Annotated in this window: 8 protein-coding genes; 1 reads left to right on the forward strand and 7 read right to left on the reverse strand. The window is 75.0% G+C overall.

Annotated features, from left to right (window positions below):
* Positions 1-25 precede the first annotated feature (25 nt).
* Positions 26-1,390 carry an aspartate aminotransferase family protein gene (locus ACFQZ6_RS25675; RefSeq protein ID WP_381613041.1) on the reverse strand — a complete coding sequence of 455 codons (1,365 nt, stop codon included), beginning with the start codon at positions 1,388-1,390 and terminating at the stop codon, positions 26-28.
* A 19-nt stretch (positions 1,391-1,409) separates the two neighbouring features.
* Positions 1,410-1,907 carry an Lrp/AsnC family transcriptional regulator gene (locus tag ACFQZ6_RS25680; protein ID WP_381613044.1) on the reverse strand — a complete coding sequence of 166 codons (498 nt, stop codon included), beginning with the start codon at positions 1,905-1,907 and terminating at the stop codon, positions 1,410-1,412.
* Positions 1,908-2,070: 163 nt separating this feature from the next.
* On the opposite strand from ACFQZ6_RS25680, the gene ACFQZ6_RS25685 reads away from it, so the two are divergent.
* Positions 2,071-3,510: a gamma-aminobutyraldehyde dehydrogenase gene (locus tag ACFQZ6_RS25685; protein ID WP_381613047.1), complete on the forward strand. Its 1,440-nt coding sequence runs from the start codon at positions 2,071-2,073 to the stop codon at positions 3,508-3,510.
* A gap of 58 nt (positions 3,511-3,568) precedes the next feature.
* Here ACFQZ6_RS25685 and fxsT read toward each other — a convergent pair whose 3' ends face one another.
* The 5 genes from fxsT to ACFQZ6_RS25710 form a co-directional block, all read right to left on the reverse strand.
* Positions 3,569-6,568: an FxSxx-COOH system tetratricopeptide repeat protein gene (gene fxsT, locus ACFQZ6_RS25690; protein ID WP_381613050.1), complete on the reverse strand. Its 3,000-nt coding sequence runs from the start codon at positions 6,566-6,568 to the stop codon at positions 3,569-3,571.
* A 78-nt stretch (positions 6,569-6,646) separates the two neighbouring features.
* Complete coding sequence (locus ACFQZ6_RS25695; protein WP_381613052.1) at positions 6,647-7,720, reverse strand: AAA family ATPase; 1,074 nt, start codon at positions 7,718-7,720, stop codon at positions 6,647-6,649.
* A gap of 119 nt (positions 7,721-7,839) precedes the next feature.
* A complete protein-coding gene (locus ACFQZ6_RS25700) occupies positions 7,840-9,348 on the reverse strand; it encodes an SAV_2336 N-terminal domain-related protein (protein WP_381613055.1) in 1,509 nt (502 codons plus the stop codon).
* A complete protein-coding gene (locus tag ACFQZ6_RS25705; RefSeq protein ID WP_381613058.1) occupies positions 9,345-10,844 on the reverse strand; it encodes a VMAP-C domain-containing protein in 1,500 nt (499 codons plus the stop codon). Before ACFQZ6_RS25705 ends, ACFQZ6_RS25700 begins: the two co-directional genes overlap by 4 nt.
* On the reverse strand, positions 10,841-15,934 hold the full coding sequence (locus tag ACFQZ6_RS25710) for a hypothetical protein (RefSeq protein ID WP_381613061.1): 5,094 nt from the start codon (positions 15,932-15,934) through the stop codon (positions 10,841-10,843). The genes ACFQZ6_RS25705 and ACFQZ6_RS25710 overlap by 4 nt, the downstream gene beginning before the upstream one ends.
* Between the last annotated feature and the right edge of the window lie 59 nt (positions 15,935-15,993).

The following is a 15,993-nucleotide window of genomic DNA, read 5'->3' on the forward strand; positions in this document are numbered from 1 at the left end:
GGGATCTGATCAGGGCATCGGATGATCAGAGCTTGGTCCACGCCTCCGTCAGCGTGGCGCGCAGGATCTGCTCGATCTCGTCGAAGGTCTCCTGGTTGGAGATCAGCGGCGGCGCGAGCTGGACGACCGGGTCGCCGCGGTCGTCGGCGCGGCAGTACAGGCCGTTGTCGAACAGCGCCTTGGAGAGGAAGCCGTACAGGACGCGCTCGGTCTCCTCCTCGTTGAAGGACTCCTTGGTCGCCTTGTCCTTGACCAGCTCGATGCCGTAGAAGAAGCCGTTGCCGCGGACGTCGCCGACGATCGGCAGGTCGTGCAGCTTCTCCAGGGTGGCGCGGAAGGCGCCCTCGTTGTCGAGGACGTGCTGGTTGAGGCCCTCGCGCTCGAACAGGTCGAGGTTGGCGAGGCCGACGGCGGCGGAGACCGGGTGGCCGCCGAAGGTGTAGCCGTGCAGGAAGGTGTTGTCGCCCTGGTAGAACGGCTCGGCCAGGCGGTCGGAGATGATGCAGGCGCCGATCGGGGAGTAGCCCGAGGTCATGCCCTTGGCGCAGGTGATCATGTCCGGGACGTAGCCGAACTTGTCGCAGGCGAACGTCGTGCCGAGGCGGCCGAAGGCGCAGATGACCTCGTCGGAGACGAGCAGCACGTCGTACTGGTCGCAGATCTCGCGGACCCGCTGGAAGTAGCCGGGCGGGGGCGGGAAGCAGCCGCCCGCGTTCTGCACCGGCTCCAGGAAGACCGCGGCGACCGTGTCGGGGCCCTCGAAGAGGATCTGCTGCTCGATCTGGTCGGCGGCCCAGCGGCCGAACGCCTCGGGGTCGTCACCGAAGATCGGGGCGCGGTAGATGTTGGTGTTCGGGACCTTGTGGGCGCCGGGGACCAGCGGCTCGAACGGGGCCTTCAGGGCGGGCAGGCCGGTGATGGACAGGGCGCCCTGCGGGGTGCCGTGGTAGGCGACGGCGCGCGAGATCACCTTGTGCTTGGTGGGCTTGCCGACCAGCTTGAAGTACTGCTTGGCCAGCTTCCACGCGGTCTCCACGGCCTCGCCGCCGCCGGTGGTGAAGAAGACCTTGTTCAGGTCGCCGGGCGCCTCGTGCGCGAGCCGCTCCGCCAGCTCCACGGCCTTGGGGTGGGCGTACGACCACACCGGGAAGAACGCCAGTTCCTGGGCCTGCTTGGAGGCGGTCTCGGCGAGTTCCGTGCGGCCGTGCCCGGCCTGGACCACGAACAGGCCCGCGAGGCCGTCGAGGTAGCGCCTGCCCTTGTCGTCGTAGATGTAGGTGCCCTCGCCCCGGACGATGGTCGGGACGGGGGAGTTCTCGTACGAGGACATGCGGGTGAAGTGCATCCACAGGTGGTCGTACGCGGTGCGGCTGAGGTCCTTGCTGCTCACGGTTATCGGGTCCTCATGGTTATCGGGTTCCCCACATGTAGGTCTGCTTCTTGAGCTTGAGGTAGACGAAGCTCTCGGTGGAGCGGACGCCGGGCAGCGCCCGGATGCGCTTGTTGATGACGTCCAGCAGGTGGTCGTCGTCCTCGCAGACGATCTCCGCGAGGAGGTCGAACGAGCCCGCGGTCATCACCACGTACTCGACTTCCGGCATGTCGGTCAGCGCGTCGGCCACGGACTCCGTGTCGCCCTCGACGTTGATCCCGACCATCGCCTGCCTGCGGAAACCCACGGTCAGCGGGTCCGTGACGGCGACGATCTGCATCACGCCCTGGTCGAGCAGCTTCTGGACGCGCTGGCGCACGGCCGCCTCCGACAGGCCGACGGCCTTGCCGATGGCCGCGTACGGACGGCGGCCGTCCTCCTGGAGCTGCTCGATGATGGCGAGGGAGACGGCGTCCAACTGGGGACTGCCGTTCCTCGGGTCTGCGCTTCGACTGGCCACGACCTCACTCTGCACGAGGACTCGTCAGTTTCGCAAGGTCGGATCAATGAAATCCGTCGTTTACGAGATTGAGGCTTGCGGATTTCGCAGATCTGGCGCGGTGGGGGGTGTTGAAACCGTCGGGGGAGCGATTAGGGTGGGCATCTCAAGGATTGGACACCTACAGGAGGGCCGGGCAGTGACCACCGAACTGCGTCGTCTGCGCAACTACATCGACGGAGAGTTCCGGGACGCCGCCGACGGACGGACCACGGAGGTGGTGAACCCCGCCACCGGTGAGGCGTACGCGACCGCGCCGCTGTCCGGGCAGGCCGACGTCGACGCCGCCATGGCGGCGGCCGAGGCGGCGTTCCCCGCCTGGCGCGACACCACCCCCGCCGAGCGGCAGCGCGCCCTCCTGAAGATCGCGGACGCGTTCGAGGAGCGCGCCGAGGACCTGATCGCCGCCGAGGTCGAGAACACCGGCAAGCCGGTCGGGCTCACCCGCTCGGAGGAGATCCCGCCGATGGTCGACCAGATCCGGTTCTTCGCGGGCGCCGCGCGGATGTTGGAGGGCCGCTCCGCCGGTGAGTACATGGAGGGCCTGACCTCGATCATCCGCCGCGAGCCGGTCGGCGTCTGCGCCCAGGTCGCGCCGTGGAACTACCCGATGATGATGGCCGTGTGGAAGTTCGCCCCGGCCATCGCCGCGGGCAACACGGTCGTGCTGAAGCCCTCCGACACCACCCCCGCGTCGACCGTGCTGATCGCGGAGATCCTCGGGGAGATCCTGCCCAAGGGCGTCTTCAACGTCGTCTGCGGCGACCGTGACACCGGCCGCCTGATGGTCGAGCACCCCGTCCCGGCGATGGCCTCCATCACCGGCTCGGTGCGCGCGGGCATGTCCGTCGCCGAGTCCGCCGCGAAGGACGTCAAGCGGGTCCACCTGGAGCTGGGCGGCAAGGCGCCGGTCGTCGTGTTCGAGGACACCGACATCGCCAAGGCCGTCGAGGACATCTCCGTCGCGGGCTACTTCAACGCCGGGCAGGACTGCACCGCCGCCACCCGCGTGCTGGTCCAGGAGTCCATCCACGACGAGTTCGTCGCCGCGCTCGCCAAGGCCGCCGCCGAGACCAAGACCGGCCAGCCCGACGACGAGGACGTCCTCTACGGCCCGCTGAACAACCCCAACCAGCTCAAGCAGGTCGCGGGCTTCATCGAGCGCCTCCCCGCGCACGCCAAGGTCGAGACCGGCGGCCAGCAGGTCGGGGAGAAGGGCTACTTCTACGCCCCGACCGTCGTCTCCGGCCTGAAGCAGGACGACGAGATCATCCAGAACGAGGTCTTCGGCCCGGTCATCACCGTGCAGTCCTTCACCGACGAGGACCAGGCCGTCGAGTGGGCCAACGGCGTCGAGTACGCCCTCGCCTCCTCGGTGTGGACCAAGGACCACTCCCGCGCCATGCGGATGTCCAAGAAGCTCGACTTCGGCTGTGTGTGGATCAACACCCACATCCCGCTGGTCGCGGAGATGCCGCACGGCGGCTTCAAGAAGTCCGGCTACGGCAAGGACCTGTCGGCGTACGGCTTCGAGGACTACACCCGCGTCAAGCACGTGATGACGTCGCTGGACGGCTGACGGTCCCGTTCCCGGGCCCCCGGGCCAGCCCGGCCCGGGGCGGCGCCGCCCTTCCGCCTCACGGAAGGGCGGAGGACGGCCAGTTCTCGCGCGCCGCCTCCGCCAGGCGGTGGCCGTCCTCGGTCATGCCGTTCTCCGCCAGCCACCGCAACTGCTCCAGGACGGCGGACCGCACCGCCGGGTCGGACGACTCCGCCGCCTGGCAGGCGAGCAGGTGGGCGGTGCGGGTCCGGTCGGGCGGCATCAGGGTGGTCAGGGCGCGGGCCGTGTGCCGGGAGGTGGCGCGTTCCTCGGCCGACATGGAGTCGCGCAGGAGGGTGCTCACCAGGCGGTGCACCTGGAGGGTCCCGGCCCGGTGGTCGACGCGGGCGAGCGAGTGCCGGTTGAGGGCGCGGATGGCGCGGGACAGGAGCAGGGCGTCGCCCGCGGTCGCGCGGGTGAACAGGTCCCTGGGCACCGGTTCGGGCGCCAGCCAGGCGAGCACGTGCAGCAGTCGTACGGCGCGCGGGTCGTCCTGGCGCAACCGCTCCACGGAGAGCCGCCACGCCGCGCTGACGGTGGTGCCGTAGTCGTACGACGGTGTCGCGTCGAGGAGTTCCGAGCGCCGCGCTTCGAACAGGGCGAGGTACTCGCTGACCGGCATCCCGGTGTCGTGCAGCCAGACCGCCGCCTGCTCCAGGGCGAGCGGGAGGTCGCCGAGCGTCTCGGCCAGGGCGTCGGCCGCGTCCGCGTCGATCCGGGGGGTGCGGTGGCGCAGCAGCGCGACGCTCTCCGCGCGGGAGAAGACGCCGACGTCCAGGGTCCGCGCCACATGCGCCCACTGCGGGGAACGCGAGGTGACCAGGACGGCTCCCGGGCCGCCGAGCGGCAGGAAGGGGCGGACCGTCTCGATGTCCTCCGCGTTGTCGAAGACCAGCAGCCAGCGCCGGTAGAGGTCGCCCGCGCGCAGCGCCTCCCGCACGCGGGGCACCGCGTCGTCGCGGCCGGGCGGGGTCGGCAGGCCCAGCGCGGTGGCCAGCTCCCGGAAGCCGGAGACCAGTCCCGCGCGCTCGTGGGCGCCGAACCACCAGACGAGGTCGTGGTCGTGGGCGTGGCGGTACACGTACTCGACGGCTGTCTGGGTCTTGCCGACGCCGCCCATGTCCGTCAGCACCTGGGGGATCTCCGCCGCCCCGTCGGCGGTCAGCCGCTCGCGCAGGGTCCGCAGGAGGCCCTCCCGCCCGGTGAAGTGCGGGTTGCGGGGCGGGACGCCGCCCCAGACCGTGGGCGGCGGGCCGCTCGGACGGGGCTCGGGTGCGGTGTCCGGGCGGGGCAGCGTCTCGCGGACCGTGGCCACGCTGAGGGTGTCCGGGAACTGGGGGTCCAAGGTGGGGTGGGCCGTGGTGAGGGCGTCCGGGAACTGGGGGTCCGTGGTGAGGCGGGCCGACGTGAGGGCGTCCGGGAACTGGCGGTAGAAGGTGGGACGGGCCGCGGTGAGGGCGTCCCGGGTGCGCAGCGCGGCCTGGCGGTACGGCCCGGACAGGGCGTTCAGCACCACCGCCGCCACCGCGACCGAATCCCGGTTGGCGTCGGTGATCTCGGGCATGGAGGGCTCCCGGCCGTCGAGCGCCTCGATCAGCAAGCGCTGGCCGTCGCTCCACCGCTCGGCGGGCAGCAGGCGGCTCACCGCCCGGACGGCCCGGGTGGTGCCCAGACGGGTGCCGTGCGAGAGGAGTTCCTCGCGGACGCCGTCCCGGAAGTCGAACGGGAAGGGCGCCGGGGCGCCGTTGGGCGCGTACCGCAGCAGGCCGCCCGCGAGCAGTTCGCTGAGGTGGTGCGGGGCCGAGCCGGGCAGCAGGGCGCCCTGCACGCGCTGGACGGGCCCCGCGGTCAGCGGCACCGCCGCGAGCTGGACGGCGAGCTGGAACGCGGTCGGTGACAGGTCGGCGCGGGCCCGCCGGACGAGTTCCCGGCCGGAGAGCACCGGCTGCTCGGCGACGGGGGACGGCGGCGGCGCCCCGCCGGACGCCATGATCACCGGCAGCGGCTCGGGGCCGGTGACGCTCCGCCCCGCCATCAGCCGCGCCCACCGGTGCAGCCAGCGGGCGTCGACCTCCAGGACCGGCACGGGGACGGGTGCTTGGTCCGCTGTTCCGGTGGGCTCCACGCCGGTTCCGGTCCGGACGGTCAGGGAGGCGTTGCTGGCCGGGGGCCTGTCGGTGCTCAGCCGGGCCGGGGTGGTGGCCACGCCGGTGCGGCGCCACAGCCCCTGCGGCAGCAGGTGCAGCACCGCCAGCGCCTGGGAGCGGCCCAACTGGTGCAGGAGCGGGGTCATGGCGCCGGTGAGCCAGGCCGGGCCGAGGCCGTCGGTGACGACGAGGGTGAGCCTGCTGCCCGCCGGGGAGCTCAGCGCCTCCGGCGGCAGGTCGCGGGTGGGCCCGCGCAGCCTGGGCGCGGAGTCGGCGGCGGTGTCGTCGGGGCCGGTCGTCACCCGGACGGTGCGCACGGAGCGGAAGACGCCGACGCGCGCCAGCAGACCGGTGAGCTGCCGGACGGTGTCCCGCCACCACAGCATGGACGGGCTGTCGTCCACGATCAGCACCACTTCGGACCAGGCCCGGTCGTACTCGGGACGGAACACCGGCAGCCACAGCCCCGCCTCCACGGCGCGCTCGGCGGTCGCGTCCTCGTCAAGGAGCAGCCTGCCCGTCGCCGAGCCCCGCCCGCGCAGCGGGCGCAGCGCCCGCTCCAGCACGAGGGCGTCGGTGAGCGGCCGGGGCGGTCCGGCCAGCGCGTCGGCGCCGGGCGCCGCGCCCGGCGAGGGGGAGGGGAACGGCCGCACGCCGGGCGGGCGCCCGGGAGCGGTGTCCACCGCGCGGGACGGAGGCGGCGGGGGCGGCGGTTCGAGGGCGTCCGGGGACTCGGGCTCCGGGCCGGGCGCGGGGCCGGGCGGCTCGGCGTCGGGGAGGCCGTCCACGGGCGGGGCGGGGGCCGGTCCCGCCAGCGCCGCCAGCCACAGGACGTCGGCGATCTCCGTGGCCGTCAGGTCGCCCGGGGGCACGGGCTGCCGCTCGTTCACCAAGTGCCTCCCGGTCTGTGTCGGTGCGTCAGCGACTTTCGCATGGGGCGCGCTCCGCGGCGGACCATAGTGGGTGTCTCAGGAGCCGTTCAGCCGCCGCCAGACCGAGGCCATCAGCTCGTCCCAGGGGGCGCCCTGCGGCTCCGGGCCCCCGTTGGTCATGAGGTGGACGGCGTTGAGGAGCTGGTCGATGGCCAGGGTGCCGCTGTCCAGGCTGCGTTCGTGGAAGGCGGTGATCAGAGGCAGGGCCTCCTCGGCGACCTCCGCGGAGAAGTGGGCCGCCACCATGGCCGCGAGCTGCGGGGGCTCGGGGTGGGGCAGCTCAAGCCGCAGACAGCGCCGCAGGAACGCGGCCGGGAACTCCCGCTCCCCGTTGCTGGTGATGACCACGACGGGGAACGCCCGGCACTGGACCCGGCCCTCCCACACCGGCGCCTGGGCGTCGGGGTCGTCGGTCCGGACCTCCACCCTCGGCTCCCGGGCCCGGACGCGGACGAGTTCCGGGATCGTGTACGTGCCCTCCTCGAACACGCTCAGCAGGTCGTTCGGCAGGTCCATGTCGCTCTTGTCCAGCTCGTCGACCAGCAGCACCCGGGGCAGCTCGTAGGGGAGCAGGGCGGTGCCCAGCGGGCCGAGGGCGATGTAGTCGCCGACGGGATGCGGCTCGGCGGGCTGGCCGGGGCCGCCGGGCGCCTCCGTGGAGGCCCGCAGGACGGCGGTGTCCTGGACCCTGCCGATGGCGTCGTAGGCGTACAGGCCCTGTTGCAGGGTGGTGCGGCTGCTGATGGGCCAGTACAGCACCCGGCCGAGGCCGAGTTCATGGGCGATCTGGTAGGCCAGCGTGGACTTGCCGGAGCCGGGCGGTCCGGTCACCAGCAGCGGACGGCGCAGACACAGCGCCGCGTTGACGACGTCCACGCCCGCCGGGTCCAGCGGCGACGCCTGCGCGTGCCCGCCGAGCCTGCGGGCGGCGTCCCGCTCCTCGGGGTACCGCGGGGGCAGCGGCGGGCCGCCGTGGAACGTCCGCCAGGGCGGCGGCGGGGGCAGCGCGGTGGCCGCGTGCGGCCGGGCCACGCCGTCGCCGTGGAAGACCCGCCACTCACGGGCGGGCCGCCGTGGCCCGGTGGTGTCGTCTGAGATGGGCGCGGTCACGGGTTCCTCCCCTGCCAGCGGTGTGGCTGCGCGAGTCCGCCCCCGCCGACCGGCGGAGGCGCTCGGACCCTCCATCCTTCCCGAGAAGAACGGTCAGCGACCACCCGTGCGGAAAAGGATCACGCCCCGTCACCCGCGGACCACCGCGCCAACTCCCCCTCAAGACGGCGAGCGTGGGCCTCGTAGGGCTGTCCGGACAGGGCCTTGAGCACCGCGAGCTGGACCCGCAGGAACGGCTCGCTGCGCTCCGTCACCGGGCCGGTCTCCACGGCCTGCGGGGCGCGCAGCAACCGGTCCCAGCCCTGCACCTCCGGGACGCCCAGGTCGTGTTCGAGGAAGTGGGCGGCGTCCCGGAACGCCTCCGCCGTGGTCGACTTGTGCAGCGACGCCAGCAGCAACTCCCGTACGCCCTCCGGAAAGTCGAAGGTCACCCGGTCGTGGCCGCGGATCTCGGCGCGGTCGACGACGGGCACCAGCAGACCGGCGATGAAGATCTCCGACAGCAGGTCGGGCGCCGAACCCGGCAGCAGCCGGGACTGCGTCCGGCGCATCACCGGCAGGTTCAGCGGCACCCCGGACAGCCGGGTCGCCAGCGCCTGCGCGCCCGGTGAGGCCGACGCGAAGTCCCGCAGCAGGTCCTGCGCGGTGGCCGCGGGCTCGGCGGGCCGGGTCGGCGGGCCGGGCGGTCCGGGGGCGTCCGCGGAGACCAGGACCGTCGGCAGGCTGGTCCAGCCCTCCGGACCCCGCGCCAGGAACCGCGCCCAGCGGTGCACGTGCTCCTCGTGCAGGGCCAGCACCGGCACGGCGACCGCCCCCGGCGGCGCGCCCTCGCAGTCGACGTCGGCGGCCGGGGCGCCCACGAGCGGGGAGCGCAGCGCCCGCAGCCGGGGCACGAGCGCGGTGCTGGGCCACAGCTTCTCCGGCAGTAAGTGGACGACGACGACCGGGTTCCGCAGCGCCCACGCGTGCAGCCGGGGGAGCACCTCGCTGGTGCGCCAGGCCATCGCCAGCCCGTCGGTGAGCAGGAGCACCGGCCGGGACGCGGTGGCCGTGCCGTCGCCCTCTGGGACGGGTACGTCGGTCTCCGGGGCCGCGGACTCCGTGTCCAGGGTGGGGATGGACTCCTGACGGCACAGCCCCACCCGGCGCAGCAGGACGACGAGTTCCTCCACCACCGGGCGCCAGAACTCCATCGACAGCCCGCCGTCGGCCACCACGGTGATGTCCCAGGCGGCCGACTCGGCGGCGTGCCGCTCCTCCGCCTGCCAGGCCGGGCCCGGTGCGGACGGCCAGGACGGCCAGCCGACCTCGCGCGGCGCCGCGCCCAGGGCGGGCGGTCCGGTCGGCTGGGGCAGCAGCGGCTGGAGCGCGGCGGCGATCCGGCGCTCCACCAGCAGCGCCGCCGCCGGGGAGGTGTCCGGCGCGACCCAGGCGGGGCGGCGCAGCGCCCGCGCCATCACCCACGGCCGGGGCCCGTCCGGGTCCTCAGGTCCGTCCGGGTCCTCAGGTCCGCCTGGGTCCTCAGGTCCGCCTGGGTGCTCCGGCCCGTTCGGTCCGCCCGGTCCGTCCGGACCGTCCGGCTCCTCGGTTTCCTCTGGCTCCTCCGGCTGTGCCGTCGTCGTGTTCACGCACCGCTCCAGAGCATCCCGAGGGGGCCACCCGCGTCGGGCAGCCGGTTCGGGTCGTCCCAGAAGACGACGAGGTGCCGGTCAAGGTGCCCCTCCCGGCGCAGCCGGGCCACCCGCTCGGGCAGCTCGGCCAGCCGCCCGTCCGCGAGCAGCGCCCGCGCCGCCGCGCGGAACTCCGGCCGCAGGCAGTCGTTCCGGTCCCACACGAGCACCGGCAGCCCGTGGTGGAGCGCCGCGTGGACCTCCGCCGTCCCCACCCCGTCGTCGGTGCCGGGCGGTCTGCTCAGGACGCACCCGACCAGGGTGGGGTCGCTCCGCAGCGCGTCCCTCATCCGCTCGACGCTGCCGCGCCCGTTGGACGCGCTCCACAGCACGTGCTCCTCGTTCTCCTCGGTGCGCGCCAGCCGCGCCCAGCGGTCGTGCCAGGGGCGGTGCAGCTGGCGGGCGCGCATCCGCTCCAGACTCCGTACGACGACCAGACGCACCCCCGTGGAGTCCGGGAGCGCGGGGCCCTCGCCGTCGTGCCACTCCTCGACGGGCGAGTTGAGCAGCTCCGTCGGCAGGATGAACTCCAGCGCCACGTCCGACGCCTGCCAGCGCACCCGCTCCTCCGCCTCGGCCAGGGCTCGGGACACCGTCCGCTCCAGGTCGGCGCGGTGGGTCACGGTCTCCCGCAGCCGCTGCGGCGCCCACTGCTCGGGGTCCGTCTGCGCCCAGCAGGTCAGGTGGAAGCGGTCGGCGTCCAGGGCGTCGGGGGCGATCTGGAGGACGATCGCCTGGGCCAGCGGCCCGGGCCGGTCGACGGCGGGCTCCTCGTCGTAGGCGTCCCGCTGACGGTCGTACTCCTCCGTGAGACCGCACTGCCGGGCCCAGGTGCGGGCCCAGGTCTCCAGCCGCCGGTGGTGGTCGGGGCCCAGTTCGGCGCGGACGGCGGGGGAGTGGGCGAGCAGCAGCAGGAAGGCGAGGGCCGGGGGCAGGCCGGTGGGCGGGGCGTTCCACGTCGTCAGGTGCACCAGGGCGTGCCAGGCCGTGTCGCCGGGGGGCCGCTCACCGGGCGCGAGCCTGCCCTCCGTCGCCCTGCTGACCAGCCGGGGCAGTTCGGCCGGGGCGAGGCCGGTGAGCAGCGGGCGCAGGGCGTCCCAGTCGGCGTCCGGGTAGAACGCCACCGCCTGCCACTCCTCCGCGAGCCGCCGCACGGCGTCCGTGGTCCGGTCGGAGGCCCCCATGAACTCCAGGCCGCCCACCAGGTCGGTCAGCCCGAAGGGCTGCTCCATGCAGGTCCGGACGATGCCGACGAGGCCCGCGCGCGCGGACACCCCGCGCGGGACGGCGGCGGCGACGTGCTGCCCCAGGTAGTCGGGCAGCTCGGCCACCAGCGCGGGCCCGTGGCTGGCGAGGACGGCGTCCGCCAGCAGCACGTCGACCACCTCGACGGCGAGGCGCACGTGCGAACCGCCCGTCAACTGGTAGCCCTTCGGGGGCGGTTCGCCGCTCACCGTGACCACCGCCCGTCCCCGGCACGCCCCGACGGCTCCTCGATGTACCGGCCGAGCCGTCTGCTCAGCGCCGTCACCATGCCCGCCAGGACGTCCTTGACCTCACCGCTGGTGACCTCGCCGGAGGCGAGCCGTTCGGTCAGCCAGGCGGCCACGCTCCGGGGATCGTCCGGCGGGCTGGTCTCCCACGGCACCGGCAGCCAGTGCAGCACCACCGCCGTGGCGGCCTCGTGCAGCACCGGGTCCCCGGGTTCCAGGCCGCGCAGCACCGGCAGCCAGTCGCCCAGCAGCCCGAGCCCGACCAGCCGGGCCCGCTCCACGCTGGGGTGGCGGCCCCGGGTGTCCAGTTGCCGCAGCCAGGAGTGGGCCCGCCGCATGACGTCCGGTTGCCGCCGCTCTCCCGCCAGCCGCCCGAACCAGCCCACCGCGGTGACGGCGTGCGCGGACAGCGCCAGTTCGACGACGCCGTGGTGCGAGTGCCCGAACGTCACCAGCGTCCGCGCCGCCTCCTCGGACCGGGCCACCGCCGCCACGAAGGGCTCCGCCTCGGTGATCCCGGCGTAGGCCACGGCCTGCACGAAGCGCAGCACGTCGGCGGGGGAGGCGGCCGAGGCGTCCGGCTGGTACGCCAGCACGCGGGCGCGGGCCCCGGGAGTGAGCGTCAGCGGCTCCGGGCGTCCCACCGCCGTGAGCAGGAAGTCCATGCCGCTCATGTGGTCGAGGGCGAGCTGGTGGCCGTCCTCGTCGTCGTGCTCCAGGAGGGCGGCCAGCACCTCGTGGTCGATGTCGGCGGCGTAGTACGCCTGGGCCCACGGCCCGCGCATCGCCAGCGCCGGGCCGCCCGCCGCCACCACCCGGGCCGCGGCGTGCAGCAACCGCACGTGCAGCACCCGCGACTGCTGCCCCACCGCCCCGACCAGCGCGGCCAGCCCCTCCAGCCACTGCGGGTCAGCCGCCCGCGGCCGGTCCACCAGACCCCGTACGAGCTGTTCCGCCAGGCCCAGTTCCGCGGCGGCGAGGCCCTCCACCACGGCGGCGGCGGCGAGCAGCCGGGGCCCGGAGGAGTCGGGGCCGACGACGTCCAGCAGGTCCCGGGGCGGGACCTCGCCGTCGGACAGCAGCCGGTGCGCGGCGGCCACCGCCTCCCGGTCCGACCCCTGCGCGAACGCGTCCAGTGCCCGGCGCTGGCCGTCCCCCCGGGTGTCGGTGAGCAGCAGCCCGGCGAGGGGGTCGGCGGCGGCGGTCGCCCGGCGCTGGCGGGCCGCGTCGGACAGCAGCCGTGACCAGTGCGGCAGATCGGCGAGGCCGGGCTGGAACCGGTGCTCAAGGAGCAGCTCCAGCGCGTCCGGAGCGTCCGAGCGGGCGACGACGGCGAGCAGTTCGCCGCGCTCCCGCGCCAGTGCCGCCCCGTCGGTCAGCCGGGTCGCCTCCCGCGCCTCCCGGTCCGCGGCGGCGAGCCGGGCGCGGCAGGCGGCGTCCCGGGCCGCGCGGGCGACCGGGGTGAGTTCGACGCCGAGCGCCTCCAGCGCCGCCGCGGCCTCCCGTACGACCGGCCAGGGCCGCCCCGCGTCGACGCGCTCGGTCAGATAGCCGGAGAGCGCGACCAGCCGCCCCTGCCCGACCGCGCGCACGGCGGCGGCCTCCACCGCGACCGGCGCCGCCCGCCCCAGCACCGCCGCGACGGCACCGCGCAGCGCCGCCCGCGCCGCGTCCCCGCCGTCACCGCGCCCGGGGGGCGCCCCGTCGCCGCGCACGGCGGCGCCCATGGCCCGCAGGCACGCCACCGCGGCCCCGGGCGCGGCGTCGGCGGACCCCGCCACCTCGCCCAGCGCCGACCAGGCGGCGTCCGTGCGCAGCAGGGTGAGCGCGACGGCGGCCCGGTCCCACTCCTCGACCGCCGCCGACGCCGTACCGAGGACGGCGCGCTGCCGGGCGAGGAACTCCCGCGTCAGCTCGTCCGGCACGGTGGGCGCCTCGCGCATCAGCCACGCCGCGTACCGGGCGTCCGCGCGGGCGGCGCACCGCCACACCCGCTCGCGGACGTCCGCGCCGACGTCCGGGAGGCCGACCAACATGCGCGCCGGTTCCTGCCACTCGAACCGCAGCACGCGGCGCAGCAGTTCCGCCTCGTCCCGCGCCGCGAGGCGGGCCAGGACGCGGCCCGCGCAGTACGCCTGGAACAGCTCGTGCCGGAACCGCACCAGCCCGTGGGACACGTCGAGGAACTGGGTGGCGACCACCTCGTCCAGGACGTCCCGCCAGTCCGGGCGCACCTCGGCCAGCCGGGGCGCCATGCGGGCCAGCGGCACCGGGCCGTGCTCGACGAGCTGCTCGGCGACCGATTCCAGCACGTCGAGCCTCTCCTCCGCCGTGAACCGGGAGTCCGGGCCCGCGCCCGTCTGGTGCCGGTGGTGTCGCTCTGTCAGATACCACGTCGTGAAGACGGCGAACAGATCACCGGCCGTGCCCGGCGGCGCCTCGGCCTGACCGTGCGACTCGACGGCCATCCACAGGAACAGCGGCGTGTGCAGCAGCTCCGGCAGCCCGCTGGCGGCCAGGCCCTCGCCGGTGCCGCCGCCTCCGGTGCCGCTGCCTCCGGTGCCGCCGCCCCGGCGCCCGTCGTCGAGGAGCGACGCGAACCAGGGGGCGGCCGTCCCGCCCGGCAGCCGCTCCGCCGCGTAGCGCCGCGCCTGCTCCGTGGTGACCGGGTGCAGGGTGAGCACGGGCACGGGCAGCGGACCGGCCGCCGCCGCGGTGGCGTACGCCGACGTCCGCTGGCACAGCACCACCGGGGTGTCCCGGTGCGCCGTACGCAGCTCCCGCAGCCAGCGCAGCACCGCCGCGCGCCGGGGCGGCGGCACCTCGTCCAGGCCGTCCACCAGGAGCTGGATGCCGCGCAGGACCAGCAGCCGCGCGCAGGTGGCGGCGCCGAGCTGGGCCCCGGCGGTGCAGGCGCGGGCCAGCACCTCGCCGTACCCGCCGGGCGTGCCGAGCGCCGCCGCGAGGTCCGCGGCGTGCGTCGACAGCGGCATCCGCGGCGGCAGCGCGGGGTCGGTGGTCTCGCCGGTGACGGCGCGCACGTACAGGTACTCCAGCTCGCCGAGCAGTGTCGACTTCCCGGCCCCGGCCCGGCCGACCACGGTCACCGACTCGTGGGCGGCGGCCAGCCGCAGGGCGTCGCCGGGCGACGGCGGCCCGGGTTCCGGGCCCGTCACGGAGCCGTGCAGCGCGATGTACGCCGTCCTGCCGAGCAGCAGCCGGTGCAGCCGCTGCTCCCCGGCCGCGGCGCACAGCACGCGCACCGCCCGGTCGCAGGCCGCCCGCACCGCCTCCCGCACCGTGGCCTGGGAGCGGCCACCGGGCCGCTGGTCGAGGGCGGCGAGGAGCTCCAGCAACAGTCCGAGTTCGTCGGGGCGTTCGGGGTCGAGGCCGGGCAGCACCCGCGCGGCCACGTCGTACAGCTCCCCGGGCGGCCAGTAGGCGAAGCGGTCCGCCTCGCCGCCCAGGAACTCACCGGCCACGCCCGCCGCGACCAGCGCCGCCGTCACGCCGTGCGCGTCCTGGTCCGCGCGGGACCACTTCAGGGTCCGGCAGGCCGCGAGCGTCAGTTGCGCCAGGTACTCCCGCCACCACGGCTGCCGTCCCTCGGGCGGGTAGCCGTCACGGGCGGCGGCCCGTACCCGCCACAGCAGCCCGAACGCCACCCGGAAGGCGTCCGACTCCCCGTCGTCCGGCGTGGCTTCCCCGTTGGTCCCGTCGGTCCCGCCGTAGCGGCAGGCGACCGCGAGGCGCCGGTTCAGCCGGACCAGCTCCGCCCGGCTCAGCACCGGCGCCACCACGGTGCGCAGCAGGTTCACCTCCAGCCAGGCCGGGTCGCCGAGGAGGGGCAGATCGCCGTCGGCGCGCGCGTGGTCGATGAGGAACGGCTGGTCGTCGGCCTTGGACACCTTCCGGTCGGCGCCCTCGTCGTCGGCCGTGAGCACGTTGCGCGGATTGAGGTCGTCGTGGACGGTGGCGGACACCCAGCCGTCCGTGTCGTCGCACAGGATCGACCACAGCCGGGCGAAGGGATGCCCGATGAGCTGCTCCCCGAGCCGCAGCCCGCGCGCCTCCCGCGACACCTCCCCGTCGCCGAGCAGTTCGCGGACGAGGTCCCAGTGGCGCAGGGCGCGGGTGCTCACCACCCGGGCCCGCAGCGGCCCCCGCACCTGGCACGTCCCGTCCGGCCGCACGTCGGAGACGGCCAGCGCCCTGGCGGCCTCAGCGGCCGGGCGCACCTCGATCCGGGTGTCCTCCGAGGGGTGCACCACCAGCACCCCGTCCTTGTGCCGACCGCCGCGCACCGGTACGGAGATCCAGGAGCCGACCGCGAACCGGGGGTCGTCGGTGCCCGGACCGGCCGAGCAGGACGCCGCGACCAGGTCAGCCGGGAACACGTTCCGCACCGCGTCACCGGGGTTGGCGTCGGGGTCCAGCTCCACCACCAGGTCGGTGCCGAGCCGGGGGTTGAGCCGCCGTAGCCGCCTGCTCGTCGGGTGGGGCCGCGCCGCCCGCGAGAGGGTCGCGCGCAGCCGCCGCAGCAGCCGGTCGACCAGCAGTTCCGCGCGGCGCGCCGCGTCCGGCGACCCCGCCATGGCCCGGTGCGCGAGCTGCTCCAGGGTGACCAGCGGCAGCCCCGGCTCCCCCATCCGCTCACTGACGTGCAGGTAGACGACCGCGGCGCGCTCCCCGGCGTCCGGTTCGGCGTCGTCGAGCAGCGACTCGCTCACGGCGGTGATCTCGGTGAGGTACGCGGCCTTCAGCTCCGACATGTGGGCGCGGTAGGCCCGCCACTCGGCCCACGCCACCCCGGCGTCCTGGAGCTTCACGACGTACCACACCTCGGACTCCGGGCTGCCGCGCAGCACCTTGATCTCCAGGACCTGCGCCCCGCTGCGCCCGCCGGAGATCTGCCGTACGACCTCCACGCCGTGCACCGGGGACGGCAGACGGCCGGGGCCGTCGCCCGTGCCGATGCCGAGGAGCAGCCACTCGATCTCGGGCTCCTTCTCCGCCGGTATCCCGCAGCCGGGCGGAAATCGCACCTCCACCTGTTGCCCGCCCCCCAGAACAGTCGGTTGACTGTAGTTTGGCATCGCGGGCGGGCACG

It is taken from the genome of Streptomyces flavalbus (genome assembly GCF_042674625.1).
Taxonomy (GTDB): domain Bacteria; phylum Actinomycetota; class Actinomycetes; order Streptomycetales; family Streptomycetaceae; genus Streptomyces; species Streptomyces flavalbus.